The 20,345-nt window shown below is 62.2% G+C and carries 13 protein-coding genes and 1 tRNA gene; 7 read left to right on the top strand and 7 right to left on the bottom strand.

Going from position 1 to position 20,345, the window contains the following annotated elements:
* The first annotated feature begins 143 nt into the window (after positions 1–143).
* The 5 genes from NKI21_RS25420 to NKI21_RS25400 all read left to right on the top strand — a co-directional run bounded on the left by NKI21_RS25420 (position 144) and on the right by NKI21_RS25400 (position 8,103).
* Positions 144–923 carry a PP2C family protein-serine/threonine phosphatase gene (locus NKI21_RS25420; RefSeq protein WP_023809163.1) on the top strand — a complete coding sequence of 260 codons (780 nt, stop codon included), beginning with the start codon at positions 144–146 and terminating at the stop codon, positions 921–923.
* Positions 923–3,391 (top strand): serine/threonine-protein kinase, encoded by a 2,469-nt coding sequence (locus tag NKI21_RS25415; protein ID WP_023809164.1) that lies wholly within the window; start codon positions 923–925, stop codon positions 3,389–3,391. The genes NKI21_RS25420 and NKI21_RS25415 overlap by 1 nt, the downstream gene beginning before the upstream one ends.
* Before the next feature lie 105 nt (positions 3,392–3,496).
* Positions 3,497–3,907 carry a DUF1036 domain-containing protein gene (locus tag NKI21_RS25410; RefSeq protein WP_023809165.1) on the top strand — a complete coding sequence of 137 codons (411 nt, stop codon included), beginning with the start codon at positions 3,497–3,499 and terminating at the stop codon, positions 3,905–3,907.
* Complete coding sequence (locus NKI21_RS25405) at positions 3,904–6,273, top strand: M23 family metallopeptidase (protein ID WP_023809166.1); 2,370 nt, start codon at positions 3,904–3,906, stop codon at positions 6,271–6,273. Before NKI21_RS25410 ends, NKI21_RS25405 begins: the two co-directional genes overlap by 4 nt.
* A 216-nt stretch (positions 6,274–6,489) precedes the next feature.
* Positions 6,490–8,103 (top strand): caspase family protein, encoded by a 1,614-nt coding sequence (locus NKI21_RS25400; protein WP_023809167.1) that lies wholly within the window; start codon positions 6,490–6,492, stop codon positions 8,101–8,103.
* 37 nt (positions 8,104–8,140) lie between these two features.
* On the opposite strand, the gene NKI21_RS25395 is transcribed toward NKI21_RS25400, so the two are convergent.
* On the bottom strand, positions 8,141–8,677 hold the full coding sequence (locus tag NKI21_RS25395) for an OmpA family protein (protein WP_352440784.1): 537 nt from the start codon (positions 8,675–8,677) through the stop codon (positions 8,141–8,143).
* Positions 8,678–8,838: 161 nt separating this feature from the next.
* Here NKI21_RS25395 and NKI21_RS25390 point away from each other — a divergent pair, with 161 nt between their 5' ends.
* The gene (locus NKI21_RS25390) at positions 8,839–9,468 is read left to right on the top strand and encodes a DUF6931 family protein (RefSeq protein WP_245273063.1); all 630 of its coding nucleotides are present in this window, start codon (positions 8,839–8,841) and stop codon (positions 9,466–9,468) included.
* Here the strand turns inward: NKI21_RS25390 and NKI21_RS25385 are convergent.
* The 6 genes from NKI21_RS25385 to NKI21_RS25360 all read right to left on the bottom strand — a co-directional run bounded on the left by NKI21_RS25385 (position 9,450) and on the right by NKI21_RS25360 (position 16,270).
* A complete protein-coding gene (locus tag NKI21_RS25385) occupies positions 9,450–10,694 on the bottom strand; it encodes a caspase family protein (RefSeq protein ID WP_352440785.1) in 1,245 nt (414 codons plus the stop codon). The two genes, NKI21_RS25390 and NKI21_RS25385, sit on opposite strands and share 19 nt — an antisense overlap.
* Before the next feature lie 7 nt (positions 10,695–10,701).
* A complete protein-coding gene (locus NKI21_RS25380; protein WP_023809170.1) occupies positions 10,702–11,808 on the bottom strand; it encodes an OmpA family protein in 1,107 nt (368 codons plus the stop codon).
* Positions 11,809–11,994: 186 nt separating this feature from the next.
* Positions 11,995–12,294 (bottom strand): hypothetical protein, encoded by a 300-nt coding sequence (locus NKI21_RS25375; protein ID WP_245273064.1) that lies wholly within the window; start codon positions 12,292–12,294, stop codon positions 11,995–11,997.
* A gap of 17 nt (positions 12,295–12,311) precedes the next feature.
* Entirely contained in the window at positions 12,312–14,861 is a 2,550-nt protein-coding gene (locus tag NKI21_RS25370; protein ID WP_023809172.1) for a caspase family protein, read from the bottom strand.
* 515 nt (positions 14,862–15,376) lie between these two features.
* Positions 15,377–15,453: transfer RNA gene (locus NKI21_RS25365), tRNA-His, on the bottom strand.
* A 358-nt stretch (positions 15,454–15,811) separates the two neighbouring features.
* Entirely contained in the window at positions 15,812–16,270 is a 459-nt protein-coding gene (locus NKI21_RS25360; RefSeq protein WP_013530255.1) for a phasin, read from the bottom strand.
* Positions 16,271–16,517: 247 nt separating this feature from the next.
* Between NKI21_RS25360 and NKI21_RS25355 the strand changes: the two genes are divergently transcribed.
* Positions 16,518–20,288 carry a PAS domain S-box protein gene (locus NKI21_RS25355; RefSeq protein WP_352440786.1) on the top strand — a complete coding sequence of 1,257 codons (3,771 nt, stop codon included), beginning with the start codon at positions 16,518–16,520 and terminating at the stop codon, positions 20,286–20,288.
* Positions 20,289–20,345 lie beyond the last annotated feature (57 nt).

Below are 20,345 nucleotides of genomic sequence, written 5' to 3'. Positions count from 1 at the left end.
TGGCGCCGATCCGCTGACCAGAGTTCAAACCCCGGTTTTCCTTAGTTTTCGGTACTTTAATGTTCGAGCCTGTGGCAAAGTGGCGCCAGCGAGCGTCCAAAGGTGCGCCGCAGAAGGACGCTTGAAAAGCGCTTGGTGGCAATTTGAATACTGTCGCCCTTTCCATCGAAAGCTTCGGCGTGAGCCACAAAGGCTGTGTCCGTGAGCTCAATGAAGACAGCTATCTAGTCGAGCCACAAACTGGCCTCTGGGTGGTAGCCGACGGAATGGGTGGACATGACGCCGGAGAGGTCGCTTCCGCCAGTATCGTCGATCATCTGTCAACAATCGGCATCGCGAGCTCGGCACCCGATCTTCGGGCCCGCTTCGAGGACAGGCTGAGCCGGGCCAATGCCGAAATCCGCAGCATATCGGAATCGCGCGGCATCACCATCGGCTCCACGGTCGCCGCCCTGTTGGCGATGGACGGACGATTTGCCTGCCTGTGGGCGGGCGACAGCCGGGTTTATCTGATCCGCAACGCCGCGATCTCGCAGATTTCGAAAGACCACACCGAAGTGCAGGAACTCTTGGATCGAGGCATGATCAGCGCGGTCGAGGCGCTCACCTGGCCACGCCGCAATGTCATCACACATGCGATCGGGGTCAGTGACGACTTCGTCATCGATTTCCAGCAGGGCGAACTGATGCCGGGAGACATTTTCGTGCTGGCCACCGATGGGCTGACGGCACATGTCACCGACCCCGAGATCGAGGCCGCCGTCGTGTCGGCTACACCTCAGGCGGCCGGAGAAAACCTGCTGGAAACGGTTCTGGCGCGAGGCGGAACGGACAATGTCACCATTGTGCTGGTTAAGATTGGGAACGGGCGCAATGGACAATCGCTCCACCCTGATCTGTCCAGAGCGGAGGGCCGAGGCTGATGAGCGCCGATGACAAGACGCGAATATCGCCGCAAGTGGCCAACACCGCTGTCGGTACGCAGCTCAGCGGCATCTACGAACTTGACGAACGGATCGCATTCGGCGGCATGGGCGAGGTCTATCGCGGCCACAACATCCAGACCGGCGACCATGTCGCGATCAAGATCGTGCTGCCCGAATTTGCCCGTGACCAGACGATCTTGTCCTTGTTCCGCAAGGAGGCCTCGATCCTCAACCACCTGTCGCATGATGCGGTCGTGCGATACCACGTCTTCACCATCGATCCCGGGATCGGCCGTCCCTACCTTGCCATGGAATTCGTCGACGGCGAGTCGCTGTACGACATCATGCGACGTGGTCCGATGCCGACGGATGAGGTGCGCAAGCTCTGCCATCGCCTCGCATCCGGCCTGAGCGCCGTGCATCAAGCGGGAGCAATCCATCGCGACCTCTCGCCGGACAATATCATCCTGCCGGGGGGCCGGGTCGACCGCGCAAAGATCATCGATTTCGGTATAGCGCGATCGGCGACCGTGGGCGGGGAGACACTGATCGGCGGGAAGTTCGCGGGAAAGTACAACTACGTTTCGCCCGAACAGCTCGGGCTGTACAGCGGCGACGTCAGTGAACAGTCCGACATTTACAGCCTTGGGCTGGTGCTGGCTGCCGCTCTGCGCGGGAAACCGATCGACATGAGCGGATCGCAGTTCGAGATCATCGAAAAGCGCCGGGCCGTGCCTGACCTCTCTGATATCGACGACGATTTTCGTGACATTGTCGAAGCCATGCTGCAACCGGATCCGCGAGACCGGCCGGTCAGCATGGCTGATATCGCCAGGATGACGCGTGGCGAAGACGAAGGAACAACGCCGCCGACGTCCATCACACCCCGCAACCGGCCAGCCGGGCAAACCCTTACTCCTGATCCCAAGGGCGGCCAGGCATCCAATGTCGCGGGACGCAACGCGCCGACGGCAACGGGCCCGGGCGAGCAGCGCTTCGTCCCGCATGTCCGGCCCGCGCATTTGTCCGAACCGCTGCCTTCGCCGGTCGCCGGCCCTCCGCGCGCGGTCACTGCGGATATGCCCAAGAAATCCACAAAGACCCCAACTATCGCGATCGCTGCCCTGGCGACACTAGCTGTCGCCTCAGGCGCGGGCCTGTATCTGAGCGGCTTCATGACGCCGGCAACGCCGATTGCCGGCAAGACATCGCTTTCCGCGCCCGAACCGTCAAAGCCTACACCGGAAACTTCGGCGCCGACCCTCACGGACAAAGTCGCGAACGCCCCTGAGCCGGCAAAGCCAGTTCCGCCCGTGCAGCCGGAGGCCAGCGTACCGCCGGCTGAAAACCAGCCAGATGCCTCGGCGGCTCAAAAGCCGCAGCCGGCCAAGCCCGCCGAACTCCCTTCGCAGACCGAGGAATCTGAGAAACCGCCGGCAATGGAAGCGCAACCGCAAACAGAGGCGGGCGTGCCGCCGGCTGGAAGCCAGGCAGATGCCAAGGCAGTGCAAACGCCGGAGCCGGCCAAGCCCACTGTCCCCGCGCAAACCGCGGGCCCCCCGGAGTCATCGGCAACGGACGCGCAGCAGCCATCCGAAAAGACACCGCCGGCCCAGCCAGAGTTTGTGGAGAGCCCAAAGCCCAAACCGGAGCCGCAGATCAGCCAGCCGGCAGAACCCAAGGTTGCCGGGCCGGCGCCCAAACCCACTGCAAGCCAGACGGATGCCGCGAACGCCGAGAGCCAAAAGACTGTGCCACCGGCGGCCAAGCAGCCGGACCAACCTGTCGTCGCGTTGAACGTACCCAAACCGGCCATTCCTCCGGCCGTGGACGACATCGCGCAACGAGTCTCCTGGGTTCGCGACTTCGGCGGCGGCGACTGTTTCTATGCGACCATGAATTCGCCAACCGACACCGCAGCCGCGATCGAAGGATTTGGAACAGCGGTCCAGCCATTCGAACGCATGCTGGGCGATTTCCAGGCGAAATTCCATGTGGAGCCCGACATCAGCGTCCGCCTCATTGAGCCGAGCCAGTGCGAAGTCACCAATTTTCTGCGCTTTCTGGGACAGACCGCGGCCGACAAGCCGCAGCTTGTTCTCGACCGGACGTCGGTGCCGAACGGTACGCCGATCAGCGGCACGCTGGTGACGCGTGGCGGGCTCATTTCCAGCGTGTTGCTGATCGATCACAAGGGCATGGTGTTTAATCTCGACGATCGCATCGTCGCACAGTCGGACAAAGCCACCTTCAGCATCCCGATTGGCCTCGGCGCCGCCGACAAGGCCGCTGGAAAGGCCGTGCCGCAGATCATAATGGTGATCACGGGACCCCAGGATATTGAGGCGGCCGCATTCTCGGCGCCGACGCCAGCCTCGGCGCTGCTACCCAAAATTCTCGAGGAAATCGAGACCAACGGATCTCAGTTCTCAGCCACTGCCAAGTATTTCCGGCTCGGCGGATAGCATGGGCGCCCGATGGAACGCTGCTCGTGTTTGCCCCACTCGTCTGCCGACCTGCCCATAAAGCAGTGTGAACCGGTTCGCGCCCTGCTCGCCTTGGCGGGCCACATGAAGCTTGCGGTCATCGCGGGCGCCGCGCTGCTGGCTGTGCTGTCATCCGGCGAAGCGCGAGCCGAATTCACGGTCTGCAATCAGACACTCGACGTCGTCAATCTCGCAGTCGGCCAGAAGGTCGACAATGCCGATCAGACAGACGGCTGGTGGACCATCGGCGCCAATCAGTGCGTGAATGTCATTCGCGAGGAACTGACCAACCGCTACATCTACATCTACGCAACGGACGTCTTCGGCCACGCGATCCTGACGGGATCGACCGAAATGTGCATCGAGCGAAGGCGTTTCTCGACCCGCGGCATCGACGAATGCTGGCAACGCGGCCATATCGCGGCGCAATTTCTCGAAGTCGATACGCTCGAACAGGCGCGGTGGACGTTCTTCCTGACCGGAAACAGCCCGTGACGCACACTATCGACACGAGCTTCAGGCAGAAGAAGCAGGCGCGCCTTGCGCTTCGCAGACGCAGGCTCTGGCGCCGGCTGCTTGCCGGTCTTGCCGCGATCATCATGCTGTCGATCGCCGTGGGCTTCTACCTCACCGCCGATTATTGGTCGTTCGGCGACGAAGACGAAGAGCTTCACGCGGTCGAAGGGGTGGACGACGTGCCGGCCGATGCATCGGTCTATGTGCCTGCCATTATCGACCTTGCCGGGGACCCGATGTGGATCACCCTTGCCCCCGACGCCGACGCCACGTCGAGGGGCCGTTCGATCGCGAAGCCGGCGGATCTCGATCAGGCCGGGATTTCTCCGCAGATCGAAATCCTGTCGGATGTGATGCTCAGCGCCAGCGAAAAATTCATGACGACGATACCGTCGACGCAGGAAGACTTCGCATTCTTCCAGGCGCAACGGCAGACCGCCCCGCCGCCGTCCAACGATCTGCAGGACGATCTTCAGCCGCCGGCGGGGGATCTGCAGAACGATCTTCAGCCCTCGCCTGCCCCCAACGAGGCTCCGGCTGCTTCGGGGCAGCAGATGGGCACCGACGATCCCGAAGCCGGCTGGGGTGAAACAATCGATGCAGGCGAAGCAGCCCTGCCCGCATTCCAGAAGACACAGATCGAAAACAACACGAGTGTCGCAACCGTCACGAATGAGTATCAGCGGTTCGAGGCGACCGAAGACACGTTCGTGAAAATCCTCAACGACCGCAGCCTGGACAGCGTTGCGCTCGATGCGCATTTCTCCGTCGAGGACGCCAGGCGGGCGGGCGAAGCGCTGAAGGCGCTTTTCAACCGGGAAGGCCTGGAACCGGGTTATGTCGTCGCCATGCGTGGTTTCAGGCCGACGCGCGAGACGACAACAATGTCGCTCATGCAGGTGTCGATCTACGCCAAGAGCGTCTTTGTCGGCACGCTGACGCGCAACGCCGCGGGTGCATTCGTATCGGGTGTCGATCCCTGGGTCCGCGAAGATCTGTTCAACTATTCGGGTGCACCGGAAGAAGGCACGCACAAGCGGCAATATCGCCTGCTCGACGCAATCTATTCGACGGCGGCGCGCAACAAAGTTCCGACCGGCGTGATCGGCGAAGCGATCATGTACCTATCGAGAGGACGGGACCTGGACGCCTTCGCCAGCGAGGACCAGCGCCTTGTCCTGATCTATTCACAAACGCCGCGCGGCAAGGGCGAGACCGACGGACGCGTGCTGTATGTCGGCGTGCAGGGTGCTGAAAAGAGCTTCGAATGCTTCGTCTTCCAGCAGAGCGACGGTCAGTTTGCATGCGTTACCGGCGACGATCAGATCCGCTCGCTGACGGTCATCAACGGCATGGTCACGCCGGTCAACGGGGTCATGACGTCCACCTTCGGTCCACGCAAGCACCCAATTCTGGGCGTGGTTCGCATCCACAAGGGCGTCGATTGGGCGGCTCCGGTGGGTACGCCGATCGCGGCCGCTTTCGACGGCGAGGTCACCTTCCAGGGCGACGGCGGCGGTTATGGCAACCTGGTGAAGATTGCGCATGCCAACGGACGCGAGACGCGCTACGCGCATATGCAGAAATTCGCGATAGCAAGCGGTGTCGGCACAAAGGTGAAGGCCGGCGACATCATTGGCTATATCGGCACCACCGGCCTGTCGACCGGGCCGCATCTGCATTTCGAACTCTATCAGAATGGCGGGGCGATCGACCCGCTGGGCACGGTGACCGCCGCGGTCGCAACGAGCGATCCTGCTGTCGAAACACTGACCGACCGTATCGTTCATGTCGAAAGTGGTGGCAGCGCCCGCGCCAAGAACCCGCTTTCTTCAGCAACCGGTGCCGGCCAATTCATATCGAAGACCTGGATCAGGATGATGAACACCTACCGTCCCGAACTGGCGCGCACACTTTCAAATGCGGATCTCCTTGCTCTGCGCTACGACTACACGATCTCGCGCGAGATGGTGCGCAATCTTGCGCGCGAGGGTGAAGCCTATCTTCGGGCGCGAGGCCACCAGATCACAGCCGGCCGGCTCTATCTCTGCCATTTCCTGGGCATGGAAGGCGCCCATCAGGTATTGTCGGCGTCGAGTTCGGCGCAATTGAGCGCCGTGCTCGGGTCGGCCGTCATTCAGGCCAACCCGTTCCTCACCGGCAAGACCGCCGGCTATGTCGTGGACTGGGCCGAAAGGAAAATGGGCCGAAAGCTCAGCCCCGCGGGGACCGGCGCAGGCCAACCGGTATCGACCACGACGGAAGTGCGCCAGACGTCGCCAGAGTTCGAAGAATACAAGCAAGCCATCACGGCCGTCATAAGCTCGCTTCAGAATACCCTTTGAACCTGCCCTCGCGGTTCATGAGTTCACCGTCAGACCATTGGTGTTCCGGCTGCAAAGTGTTACTATGGACAACTTTTTTCGGGTCCTTTGTGAACCAAGACCGTGGTCAGGATCACATACGCCCAAGAGCCATTTTGGCATAAGCGACATTGTCGCTGACGAAATTGAGCATGCGCAGACATCAACAGTGCGCCCTGCTGGGCGGAGGGCTGGTCCATGAAAGCGTTCATCGTATTTCTGAGCGGATTTCTCCTTTTTATCCTTGCCGCGTTCAGCGCTGAGGCAGCCGCGCCCGACGCCAAGCGCGTCGCACTGGTCATCGGCAACAGCAAGTATGTTCATGCTGTCGCTTTGCCCAACCCCGCCAACGACGCGCACCTCATCGCCTCCACGCTGCGCAATGCCGGCTTCGAGGTGATCGAGGGGATGGATCAGGACAATGCCGGCATGCACAGCCTCATCAGCCGGTTCACAGAGCAGTCTTACGATGCCGACCTCGCCGTCATCTTTTATGCCGGGCACGGCATGCAGGTCGACGGCAAGAATTTCCTGATACCGGTCGACGCCGAGTTGACGTCGCCGGCCTATCTCAAGACCCGCACCATTCAGGTCGAAGACTTCCTGGCGGCGCTGCCGCCTGATCCGGCGGTCGGCGTCATCATACTCGATGCCTGCCGCGACAATCCACTCGCCAGGACGTTGGCCGCCTCGCTGCCGAAGTCGCGTTCGTTGGGGTCCGGTCTGGCACCGATCGAAGCAAGATCGGACGGCGTAGGCACGGGCGGCATCCTGATCGCCTATGCAACGGATCCGGGCGCCATCGCTTTCGACGGCAACGGCGTCAACAGCCCTTACTCCACGGCGCTCGCCAGGCACCTGACCGAACCCGGCATTGAGATCCAGAGCGCGCTGACGCGCGTGCGCGGCGAAGTGACCGAGACGACGCAAGGTCGCCAGAGGCCTTGGCACAACGCGTCGCTGGGGCGCGAGGTCTTCATTGGAAAACCCGTGGTCGTGGCGGCGCCTGAAGCACAGCCTGCCAATGCCGGGGCGGCAACCGCCCCCACGCTGGTGGTTGGTGACCCGCCTTCCTGGGAAGTCGAGCAGCGGCTCTGGGATGAAGCCTCCAAGCGCAACTCGGTGCCGTTCTACGAGGCCTATCTCGAGCAGTTCCCAAACGGCCGCTTCGCCACGGTGGCGCGGCTGAACATCGACGAATTGAACGACCCGGAAGCCCAGAACCGGCAGGTCGCGGCACTCGATACGGACCAGGCGAACGCCAGTTCCGGCTCCGCAGTGCGCACCTCGGTCGGCGTCCCCGACGAGGTGAAGCAAACACCGGGCACCGAGTTGACGGAAAATGCCATTGGCCTCGACCGCCAGGGTCGCATCGACTTGCAATTGCGCATCGAAGCGTTGGGCAACGAGCTTGGCCGCGTCGACGGAAACATAGGCCCACAGACCCGCCAGGCGATCGGTATCTGGCAGGTGGAGAACGGCCTGCCGCAGACCAGCTATCTGACACGCGAGCAACTTGCATTCCTCGTGATCCAGACTGATCCGATGATGGAAACCGTGCGCGCCAGATATGCTGCCGATCAGGCCCGTGCGACGCAGCCGAAAAAACAGGTGGTAAAGAAGGTCCGCACGCAGAGACCGGTGGCACAGAAACCCCGCAAACAACAGCAGGTCGTTCAGAAGCGGCGCAACCGGGACACAGTGGTGCGGCAGGATGATGATCTTCCGCCGCCCCGGGATAACAACGACTTCCTCACCAAGGCGCTGATCTTCGGCACCGGTGTGGCTGTGGGCGGCGTGCTCAAGAACTGACCGCCGGCGTTCCTGGAACAGTGGCACGCGGTAGGTGCTATTGCGTCTTTATCCGCATTTCCACGCGGCGGTTAGCCGGATCGTACGGGTTGGGGCTGCGCGGATTCTTTTCGCCCATGCCGATCGGGTTGATGCGGGCGGCCTCGACACCATTGGCCGTCAGGAAGGCTGCCACCGATTGCGCTCGCCGTTGCGACAGGCCCTCGTTGTAGTGGACCGTGCCGGTGGCATCGGTGTAGCCTTCGACAACGAAGTTGAATGTGCTCAGCCGCCTGTCCTTCAGGGCCTTGGCGAACTCGTCGAGTTCACTGCGCGCTGTCGCGTCGAGTTCGGCCGAATCCAACCCGAAATTGATCAGCATATCGAGGCTGGATTTTTCGGCCGGCGCGTCTTTTGCCTTGGTCTTGCTGTTGCACTCTTCCTCGGTTCCTACACAAATTCCTCGCGACTTGCCGAGGTCGGCGGCGCCGGCAAAAAACTTCACGATGTCTTCTGATTTCTGAACAGGGTCGGCGGAAGCGTGAGTCGAGAAAAACACGACTGCCAACACCAAGGCTGAACTGCCCCACTGCATAGCGGTTACTCCTGTTTGAGCATCCGATTTCGATGGTGGTGATCATACCAAATTCCGGGGCAATTGTCTGTCGATAAACGCCAGGGGATGCGGCGGTGCCGGCAGTTGTTGCAGCGTCACCGGTTGAGACTTGACCCGCGCCGCGCCTGGGGCTTGAGTGGTTGGAGCTTCTCGATGAAGGCGTGGCGGTCATGGCCAATGAGCTCCGATTCAAAACGGCACAGGATCTCTTCATGGCTTGTCCCGCTATTGCCCGGGACATGAGAGCCCTTCCAACCGAACAGCAATCGATCGAGTTTTGCCGCGACCTGCTCGCCGGGCGCGTTCCCGAAGAGGCGATCACGTTCTGTGCCTACCTGCTTCCCGACCGGGCTGCGGTCTGGTGGGCGCATGAATGCCTGAGCCATCTGAGCGAGTTGCTCGATGGAACTGATCACGAGTTGCTCGCCTATGTTCGCGACTGGGTCGGTGAACCGGACAGCCATCGCCCCGCGGTGAGCCAGGCAGAGGCAACGCCGCCAACAACGCCGGGAGCCTGGATTGCCCGGGCGGCGGGATGGCGTGACAATGGTTCCTTTATTGTCGGATCTGTTGTCGGCGCAGAAGCACCATCGGCCTTGCAGCCGTTTCCTGCCGCCCATGCAATCAATGCGGGTGTTCTGGCCGGGCTGGCGCGTGTCGCACTGGTGGACCGCTTTGCCGTTCTTTCCGCGTTTGTCGAAATGGGCATCCAGATGGCCGAGATCGAGGCCCTGCGCCAATCGGCGGATGCTTACTTGCAGCCACCTTGAGCCCATTTGGCAAGCGCCACCTTGAAGCGCGTTCCAAGTGGATGTTGCAGGCGCAAAACAGAAGCATCGTTGGTGGCGAAATTTTTCGCCTGTTCGCATAGCCGTGCCTCGTCCCATTCATGGCAGCCGTCGCAATGTTTGTCCTCCCATACCGACTTGTCCAATCCCTCCACCGGGCTGAACAGGGGTTTGCCCTTGATCAGCTGGGCGATGCTCTTGCCATCGATTGCCGGATCACCGAAATCGATCGGATGGTCGAAAAAGATCGGATCGTCCGAAGCCAGCCTGGGGATCTTCTGACGCAGCACATCGAGCGCAAGCTGGTCGTCACTTTGGCCTGATGCGCCTGCAGCGCCGGTGTTGCTTGCGTCGGAGCCGCCTTCGGTTGGAGGTGCGCTCGCCTCGCCCACGATCAACGGCGCATTGAGATCGACCTTGTGCAGAACGACATCCGTTTTCAGCGAAACGTTGATCCAGGGACGCTGCTTGCCGGAGGTTGCCTTGAAGACGTCGCTGGTGACCCTGTTCATGGCGTCGGTGATGGAGACGTTGGATTCGCCGATACGCTTGAGGAGCGCCGAGGTGAAAGGCGAATGTTCGCCCGACCCGTCATAGGCAAGTTGATTGGGACTGGCGGCGAAAGCGACGAGCGTGCCGGTGCCACCATTCTCTACCGGGATCTCGGCAAGGCCGCTGCTGGCGCCGTTGACGCCCGCGGTCTTGGCCAGCACCTCGGCGAGGGGATTGTCGCGGCAAGCGTCGAGAAACACCAGACTGATGCTGGTCTCTCGCGACATCTGGCGCAAAACGAAATCAACCGACACGGCTTCGAAGTCGACGGAGGTTTCATCTTCCAGCGCAGCGTCGACTGGAAGCAGATAGTTCTTGCCCGAAACCTGCAGGCCGTGGCCGGCATAGAAAAACAGCGCGATGTCGGCACCGCGCACCTGTTTCGCGAACTGCACGATCGTCGCCTGTGTCTGCAGCTTGGTCAGGTCGAAGCCGGAAACGACCTCAAAATCGAGTTTCTTCAAGCGTTCGGCCATGGCCTGGGCGTCGCGCACCGGATTGGCGAGCGGCGCCGCGTGCTGGTACTGGGAATTGCCCAGAACCAGCGCGATGCGGCGCTCGGCACTGGCGGCTGTTACAGTCAAAAGCAAGGCAAGCGCGGCAAGCCCGGCGGCACGAAAGAGGCCACCGCAACAGGCGATCAGATCGGACCTCACCGGAACCTCAGTTCACGGGCTTGGTGGCGGAAAACTCGATCCGCCGATTGAGCGCCTTGTTCTTCGGCGTATCGTTGGCGGCAACCGGCCGCTCCTCGCCATAGCCGGCGGCGCTGACCTGATTGCGCGGAATACCCTCGGCAATCAAGGCGTCGGCAACCGCGTGGGCGCGCCGCTCCGACAACTGCTTGTTTGCGTCCGGCGATCCATCGGAATCGGTATAGCCGGAGATCTCGACCTTCAGGCTTGGGCATTTGCCAACGACACCTTCGACCTCCGTCAGCAATGGGCGGCTTTTCGCATCGAGCCGCGCGCTGGCCGGCCGGAAGTAGATGGCGCCGGTGCGTGAGAGCACGGCAAACCTGTTCAAGCATTCCTCATCGCTGAAGTTCGCCTTGGCGGCGTCGGTGGCAACGGGACCTACATCGGTCGAACTCGCCGCGGCGGTCTGGGTTGCAGCGGGCTTGCTGCCGTCGGCGGTGAAGACGAAATCGAACGACACCGACGCGGTGGGCACGATGTTGGTGACGTTGGCCGCCTGCTGGAGTTTGTCCACGTTCGGCAGCAAGCCGAAATCCTCCACGTGAACCGCGACGGGAGCTTCCGAAGCAACGGAGACCATGTCGTCACTGATCATGGTGACGACGATGCTGGCCTCGAGGTCCTTGTCGACGCCGTGCAGATTGAGACGGAAAGGCAGCGTCGACTTCACCCTGCGTTTTGTCGCGAGATCGGCGAATGCGGCGGGATCCACATTGGCCGTCAGCTCGGCCGTCGGGTATTTGAATGTCTCGAAAAACAGGAAGCGCATGCGGACATTGCGCAGGTCGACGCCGGTATCGACCGAATTGAGGTCGAAGGTGACCTTGGCATCACCCGCCGAGCTGAGCGTGCCGGTGATGTTCCTGATCTTGTTTGTCTCGACGATCGTGTTTTTCTTCACCGACTGGTAGGTGATCACCGAAGCCGTGGGATCAAGCGTCCAGTTCGGCGCTGCGTTGGCGGCTTGCGATGCGAGTAGCAGCAAGCCGGAAAGCGCGACGATCAGGCCAAGACCTCGTGTGGCGGGGCCTTTCAGCCTCGTCTTCCACCAGAATGCGACGACTTCGAACATGGAACGCCCCCTGACCAGGACCACCGTATCGACACGACACCTGGCGAGAGCATAGAGCACTTGCGGCTGGTTGGCGAGCAGTTGCAGCCGGTCTTCCGGTCAAGGTCCGGGGGCAGAGTTGGCGTGTCAAATGGTGGCAGGCGGCCTCGGCGAGCGGTGCCGCGAAACCCTGACCTGCTGTTAGCATTATCCCCAGCCGCCGCCTCCGCCACCAGTGCCACCGGTGCCGCCATTGCCGCCGCCCAAAGGTGGAACGACGACAGGTGCGGTTTCCTCAGTCGGTTCGACGAGTTTCTTGGCGATAGCCTTCTTCTGCCTGGTGATCTTTGGCGTGGTCGTCGTGCGAATGAGCTTCGGCCTGTGCTTTGTCGTCGTCACCGTCGGTTCGGCCTTGGGCGCGGGCGCAACGGACATGCAGCCCGCTACTGCCACCAGAGCGCCGGATAGAACTGTGGCGATCAATGCCTGCTTCACTGCCCTGCCCACGATTGCCTCCTCACTGATCAAAACAAGTCCCGACGCGGATTGGCTTGCTCCCAGACCGCTCTGGCCGCATTGACCAGTTGGTCGTCAAGCGAGCCCTTCGCCGGGATCTTCGACTTGAGTTCGCCACGCAATTGCTTGAGCGCGGCCGTTTTCGTCTTCACTTCGAATTTCGTCAGCGTCGTCTGGGCACCCGGCAATTCCTTGCGAAGATCAAGCGCGACCGCAAAGGCCAGATAGCGCACCGCTATCGTCTGGTCGGCATTGGCGCCCTTCTGCATTTCGAGCGCTGCGCGATCATATGCGCCGGACTGATCGCCGCGTGCCGTGGCCAACTCGAACAGTCTTTGCGCTTCGTCGAGGTTTTGCTCGACACCAACGCCATCCCGGTACATGCGCGCAAGGCTGGCCGGAGCGTAGGGCTGGCCTAGATCCATAGCCTTCTGGAATAGCCCCTGCGCCTGCTTGGGGTCCTTTTCGACACCCACGCCGGCCAGGTAGTTACGGCCGAGAAGGTTCATAGAATACATGTCCTGTCGCTGGACGCCGGCCTCCAGGAAGGCAACTGCACGGGCCGGGTCGGCGGTCACGCCGTTGCGGCCTTCCGTGAAGATCGCGGCGAGATCGTTCATGGCATAGGTGTGCCCCATCGCGGCCGCCTTGAGCAGCAGGTCCAGACCTTTGGCGGTATCAGGCTTGACGCCATAGCCATTGAACAAGGCGCGGCCCCACGACGTCATGCCGTAGGGATCGCCCTTGTCGGATGCCGCGGCGTAAAGCGCGTTGGCCTGCGTGCGGTCGATGACCAGACCGGTTCCCGTCGCATACATGTAGCCGAGTTCGAACACAGCACGCACATGTCCCTTCTTGGCGGCCTCCTCGATGGCTGTCTTCGCTTCCTCGACCTTGCCAGTTGCGAGCAGCGCGCGCCCCAGTTCGTAGCGGAAGCGTGGGACATCGGGATAAGCCTTCACAGCGGCTTCGCAAACCTCCACGGCGCCGGCGCCGATTTCGTTCGGCAGCAGGCCGGGAACGACGCCTTGCAGGTCCAGAGGCTCGCCGGCGGCGGAGTCGCACGGATCGACGGTTGGCGACAGTTTCATCGTGGCGGGCTTGGACGAACTGCTGTCCGCACGGATTTCGAAGCCGACCTCGACCGGCGCGGCTACGCCGATCTGAGGTTCGTAGCGCAGGCGGTCGACTTCAGCGGCCATCAGGCTGGACTGAGGTGACAGGGTTCTGTCGGGGAGCGAAAGGGTTCCTGTCGCGGGATATGCCGAAACTTTGAGACTGACCGCGGGATCGTCGGTCGGGAAATCCAGGTTAAGCGCAACCGGGCCCACGCCAACGGGAACATCAATGTCACGGTTTTCGATCGCCTCGGCGGCACCTGTGATATGAATGCCGCGCTCCACCACCTGTTGCTTTTGCTCGGCCGCGAGCGAGGCCATGACCTGTTCGCCATGGGCGCCTTCGCCGCTTTTGACCCGGAACACCAGGATGCCCTGGCTTTGACCGCCCCAATTGTCATGCGTGGCGTAGGCCAGCATATCCACCTCGTCCTGCGCGTCGACCCCCTTGGGCACATCCATCTGCAAACGCGGCAGGTCCTTGCCCTGGATCGGTTCGCCAACCTCGACAGGTTCGCCGTCCAGCATGAGGCGGCCGAGAGCAGGTGGTCTCTCGATGCTCACGGTGATCGTTCCGCCGTCGACATCGACCGGTTCCGGCAGGCCGAGATCGACTGGGCCCACTCCCGACAACACGATTTTCTCCAGCACCGGCGGCAGCGAGGGGCGGTTGCTGCGGCGCATCAGCACCACTTCGTCGATCAGCGACGAGTTCTCCCAGGGAACCTGCAGGCCTTTTGTTGCCTCCACCACATCCCGGCGCACCGCCGCCATGACCGTGCGGATCTCCTGGTTCGGGGCCAGCGCGCGACGGGAAAACGCCGCCGAAAACGGACTGAGGTCGCCGCTGCCGTCATAGGCCGCCGCCCCAGGCTCGGTGGCAAAGGCAATGAGCGTGTTCAGCGAGCTTCTGACCTGCGCGAGCCCGGCGTTGCCGGAGGTGATAAGCTGGTCTCTCAGCCAGTAATTCTTGCGCGGGAACGGATTGTTGCGGCAGGCATCGAGGACGATCACCTGGATCTTCGATTTCGAACGCATCTGTTCCAGGACATCGTTGAGCTTGATGGCCTGGACCTCGATGTCCGCCGCCTGCTTCAACGAGGCATCGACGGGAATCAGGAAGTTTTCGCCGCCGATCTGGAAACCGTGACCGGAATAGTAGACGACGGCGAGGTCGGCGCCATCGATCGCGGCAAGATAATTGCGGAACTGCTCTTCGAACTGCAGCTTGGTGAGATTGCTTGCAACGAAAACTTCGAACCCTGCCAGTCGAAACGTCTTGGAGACGTCCTCGGCATCCTTGACCGGGTTCTTCAGCGCCGGGAATTGCCGGTAGTCGGAATTGCCGATCACCAGGGCGACCCGTCGATCGGCCGACGCATCGAAGGTCGTAAGGGCCGCTACGAAGAAGACCGCGATGAATCCGCAAAGTCGGAGCATGGCCTGTTTCCACCGTCGCTACCTGATGACCACAAGCCCCCAAGGTTGCGGTATCAAGGCTGTTAAAGAGCTCACAATCAGCCGAGACAGGAACAGAAAACAAAAAACCGTCGCGACAGCAGGCACTTTCCCATCCGATCAGGATCTAAATTACCTCAGAGCCGAGCCATCCGCAATGAGTGTCAAACGGCGCCGGCATGGCTGTCTGGATCCGACGCACCCGCCAAGTCCCAATCCAACGACGGGTGCGCCTGATGCCATCCATCGGCTCCCACGGTGGACGGGAAGCGGTCCACCGAAGCCTTTCCGGTTCGATTTTCTTCGCCAAGAATCCTGCGGTTTCCGACAATGATCATCGCGTGTCGCAAAAAAGCTTTTTGGTATCAATCACTTCGCGTCGCTTCCGAGCGCACCCAGTTCCTATTTGTGATACACATTGTGAGACCTACTGTGATACAAATTATGTCCCAAAGGTAAACTTTTACAATAAATTCAATTACTTACTGGAAAACCGATGGTACCGTTGGCTGGGATCGAACCAGCGACCTCCGGATCCACAATCCGGCGCTCTAACCATCTGAGCTACAACGGCACGTTGCCCGAGCGGATCGAAACAGAAACTCATCCGCCCGCTCTGTCGTTCGGCGATGCGTCCTTACGGGCTTATGGATTCTAATTCAAGGCTTTTGGAAAGCAAAGGTCACTTCCCCACATCGACGCGGCATTTGCCTGGCAAGAAGACCAGGCGCCGGACAAAGAAAAAGGCCGGCGGGAGGAGGTGCCGGCCTTTTCCTGTTACGAGCCAGCGGGAGGAGGTGCTGGCTGGTCACCCCGGGGAGCAGAGGGAGGAGGTTCCACTCACCGGGTATTCCTTGATGGCTGCCATCATACACCCGATCGTTTTTAAGAAAATGCGACCTTTTGTTGCATCTTCCGATCATGCGCAAATGTTAGGCAACCTTGATTTCCTTCATCGCCTTCTCGAAGGCGGTCTTGATCGGCTTGGAGACGTCCTCGGCCGCCTTGGAGGCAACGGCCTGGAAGTCCTTGGCCTGCTCGACGGTCGATTCGACGCGCTTGCGCAGGAAGGCGGTCTGCAGCTCGACGACTTCCGACAGCGACTTGGCGCCGATCAGGGCCTCGAGGTGGGAAAAACCGGCCTCGGCATTGGCACGCAAAGCGGAGATGGTCTTGAGCGACAGGTCGTTGGAAACGGTCTTGGCGGTCTCGTAGGTCGACTCCAGAGCCTTCTGGGTCTCCTCGGCGCCGGTCTTCAGCTTGGCGTAGGCCTCTTTCGACTGCTCAACGCCCTTTTCGGCGAAAGCGCGGATCTGGTCGGTGGCCTTGGAAGCGTCGAAGCTCGGGAATTCAACGTTTTCGATCGTCTCGGCGGTCTTGGTCCTGGACATTTTCCATCCTTTTCAGCGGCAGCGGCTTTGACAGAAAGCCGTCTCGTTCATGTATGATGGCAATATAAAGGCAAATTTTGTGCATTGCAATATCTTTGTTGCAGTGCACCATAAATTTCTTTGGGCCGTTAACCAAGAGCCCAGATTCCGGCCTTTGCACGTTCTGGCTTGTGGACCTTCGCGCCTCCGGCTTTTATTAACAAAGCGTTAACTGCAAAATCGCCGCTCCGTGAGGTCCGCCAAGCGCATGCCGTCCGAATACTCCTTCCTCGATGTCGCCGTGCTCGACGCGGTCCGCCAGCGCTTTGCGGCAGGCGACGCGATCGCGATCCTGTCGGCGGATCTGGAGCAGGTGATCTGGGCCAACGGGCCAGGAGCCGCGATGTTCGGGTATCCCGACATCGAGGCGATCATCGGCGCCTCGGCGCAGTTGCCCGTGATCGCCAGGCGCCAGATCATGGCGACCAGCGGATTTCCCGAGATTGGCAGTGACCGCGCCATCATGGTGCGGCTGGCGACCGGAATGACCAGCCGCGCCGTCGGCTTCCTGGCCAGTGCGGTGACCATGCCGGACGCCGAAAAGGCGATCATGCTGGCAGTCCCGGCGGCTCAGACCGGGTCACGCAATGCCAGCGAAATCGCCGCGCGCGCCATTAGCGGCTTCACCGAGGATGGTCATTTCATCGCCTTTGTCGATGCCAGGGGCAGCGTCGAGGCGGCCTCGGAAGGATTTTCGGCACTGGGCATCCTGCCGGAGACGCTGGCGGCACTGGTTGCCGACGTCGCAGCCGAGAGCGACCGCATCGTCAAGCGCCTTGTCCCCGGCGGCACGGCCTCCTATCCAGCGGGGCTGGCAAGATTGACCGAGGAGCGGCATCTGCTGGTGGTGATCGACGAGGACCAGCTCGACGACACCGCCCCTGCGGGCGAACATCCTACGCAAACCATTGCCGAGGCAGCACCGGCTGGCGACGCGGCCTCCCGGCCGGAACAGGGCGCAGAGACCGACGAACCAGGCGCCTCGCTGCCGACCGAGGACGTCGCCGGATCGCGGCCGCATGCGATCGCCGACGCGACCGTACAGACGCCGACAGCGGCCAACAGCGATCAGCCGGCATTGGAGCGCACGCCGGCGCAGCACGACCATTGGTACTTCAACGCTGGCGAGGACGGAGGGCAACAGGCGCCGCGACCTGCCGCGCCCGGACCTGAAGCTCCGGCCGAACCGGGGGCCCTTGAAATCCAGTCCACTTCCGCGGCCACGCCGACGACCGTCTCGGCGATGGACCGCGCAGCGGCGCCGGTGCGCTTCGTCTGGCGCACCGATGCCGAAGGCAAGTTCAGCGCGCTGTCGCCGGAATTCGCCGACATCGTCGGCAAGCCGGCGGCCGACGTAATAGGCCGACGCTTCAGGGATGTCGCCGCTACATTCGGCCTCGACCCCTCCGGCGAGATATCGGGGCTTCTCGAACGGCGCGATACCTGGTCCGGGCGCTCCGTGCTGTGGCCGGTCGTCGGCACCGATCTGATGATACCGGTCGACCTGGCGGCGCTGCCTGTCTATGGGCGCAGCCGCGCCTTCGAGGGTTTCCGCGGCTTCGGCGTCGCCCGCGCCAGCGACGCGGTCGTCGATCCGGAGGCCATCGGCATGGCGCTGGTGCCCAATAGCCAGGCACCGGCAACGCCGGAACCGCAAGCCATCCAACCCGCGCCCGAACAGCCGAACGCCGAGGAGCCTAAGGCCGAGGACACGCAGGCATCGGATCCGTTCAAGGGCGAGGTGCCTGCGCTGACCATCGTGCCGAAACAGGAGCGGCGCTTTGCCGACAAGGTGATCCGGCTCGCCGAACATCGCCAGCCAGCCAACGACAAGGGCCTGTCGACCCTGGAACGCAGCGCGTTCCGCGAAATCGGCGAGCGGCTGAAGAAGGATAGTGCTCCGGTCGAGCCGCCTGAGGCTGAGACTGCGGAGGCGTCGACAGCGGAGGCCGAGGCTCCGGTCAAGCCGTCCGACGACCCGATGCACAGCGGCGTCATCCCTGCGTCAGGGCCAGAGAACGAACCGGTCGAGCCACCCGATGTCGATGCCGAAGACGAGCGGGATCTGGTACGGCTTGACGGTCACGCGGACGAAGCGGCTCGTGAAGCCCCCCCTGGGATGAATGTGACGGGCTCGTTGCTCGACTATGCCGGCCAAGATGACGAACGTGGCCCCGCGGCGGCGGAACCAGAGAACACCGCTGCCGTTTCGCCCGGCGAAGAGCCTGAAGCCACTGACGCGACACATGATGGCCTCGATGACGACAGCATGACGTCAGCGGATTTTCGCGATGCCGAAGACAGTGAGGATTGGGCGCAGCCCGACGAGGAAGCCGCGCCGCCCGACGAGCAGGCGGTTGCCGAGGAAGTCGTCAATGCAGGCGACGCTGCGGAAATACGCGTCGAGCGCCCTCGCCTGCAGGTTCCGCCGCTCAAGACCGAAGGATTCGTGCCATCGGCGTTTTCCACCGGAGATGAACACAAGGCTCCGGACACGTCGCTGCTCGGCAAGCTGCCCGTGCCGCTGCTCATCCATTCCGGGGACCAGTTGCACTATGCGAATGAGGAATTCCTCAGCCTGACGGGTTACGAGGCGCTTGACGATCTGGCGGATGCCGGCGGCCTCGGCGCGCTGTTTGCCGACCCCTATGCCGAGGACGGCGTTTCCGACGGCACCGATCACGCGCTGCGGCTGAAAACGCGTGACGGACAAGAATTTCCGATCGAGGCCATTTTGCGCTCTGTCCCCTGGCGCGACGGCAAGGCGCTGATGCTGGTCGTGCGACGCTCCGGCGAGGATGATGCGCCGCCGAGCCTGCATGTGGTTGGCGACGAGCAGACGCAGCCGGACATTTCCGAGCTCAAGGTGCGCATCGCCGAGATGCGCACCATTATCGACACCGCCACCGACGGCGTCGTGCTGATCGGCCGTGACGGCACCATCCGATCGATCAGCCGGCCGGCTGAAGCGCTGTTCGGCTTCGACAGCGACGATGTGACCGGCAAGCCGTTCGCCTCGCTGTTTGCGATTGAAAGCCAGCGCGCGGCACGCGACTATCTCAATGGGCTGTCCGAGCCCGGCGTGGCGAGTGTCATGAACGACGGCCGCGAGGTGATCGGGCGCGAATCGCAAGGACGCTTCATTCCGCTGTTCATGACCATCGGCCGGCTGCCCAACGACAGCGGCTTCTGCGCCGTCGTTCGCGACATCACGCAGTGGAAGCGGGCCGAAGAGGACTTGACGCAGGCACGTGCGGTGGCCGAGCGCGCGTCCTCGCAGAAGACCGATTTTCTGGCCCGCATCAGCCACGAGATCCGCACCCCGCTCAATGCCATCATCGGTTTTTCGGAATTGATGGTCGACGAGAAATTCGGACCTGTCGCCAACGACCGCTACCGCGACTATCTGCGCGATATCAACCGCTCGGGCAATCATGTGCTCGACCTGGTCAACGACCTGCTCGACATCTCCAAGATCGAGGCTGGCCAGCAGGAGATGGCCTATGAGGCGGTGTCGCTCAACGACACGCTGGCCGAAACGGTGGCGATGATGCAGCCGCAGGCCAACCGTGAACGGGTCATCATCCGCTCCAGCTTCGCTTCGCGGCTGCCGGAAGTGGTGGCCGACCTGCGCAGCGTGCGCCAGATCGCGCTCAACATCCTGTCGAATGCCATCCGCTACACCCAGGCCGGCGGCCAGGTGATCGTCTCGACCGCCTATGAGACGTCGGGCGACGTCGTCATGCGGGTGCGCGACACCGGCATCGGCATGAGCCATGCCGAGATCGAGCAGGCGCTGAAGCCGTTCAAGCAGATCAACGCCCTGAAGCGCGGACGCGGCGACGGGACCGGGCTTGGACTGCCGTTGACCAAAGCGATGGTGGAAGCCAACCGTGCCCGGTTCACCATCAATTCGACACCGGGCGAAGGCACCCTGGTCGAGGTGGCTTTTCCGTCGACCCGTGTGCTCGCGGAATAGGTCAGCCCTCTCCGCGGTTCGGTCCCGATAAAAAGAAAAGGCGCCCAAAGGACGCCT

Source organism: Mesorhizobium sp. M0715 (genome assembly GCF_040320355.1).
Lineage (GTDB): Bacteria > Pseudomonadota > Alphaproteobacteria > Rhizobiales > Rhizobiaceae > Mesorhizobium.
Note: the sequence above shows the minus strand (reverse complement) of the source record. Positions and strands in the feature narration are given on the sequence as shown.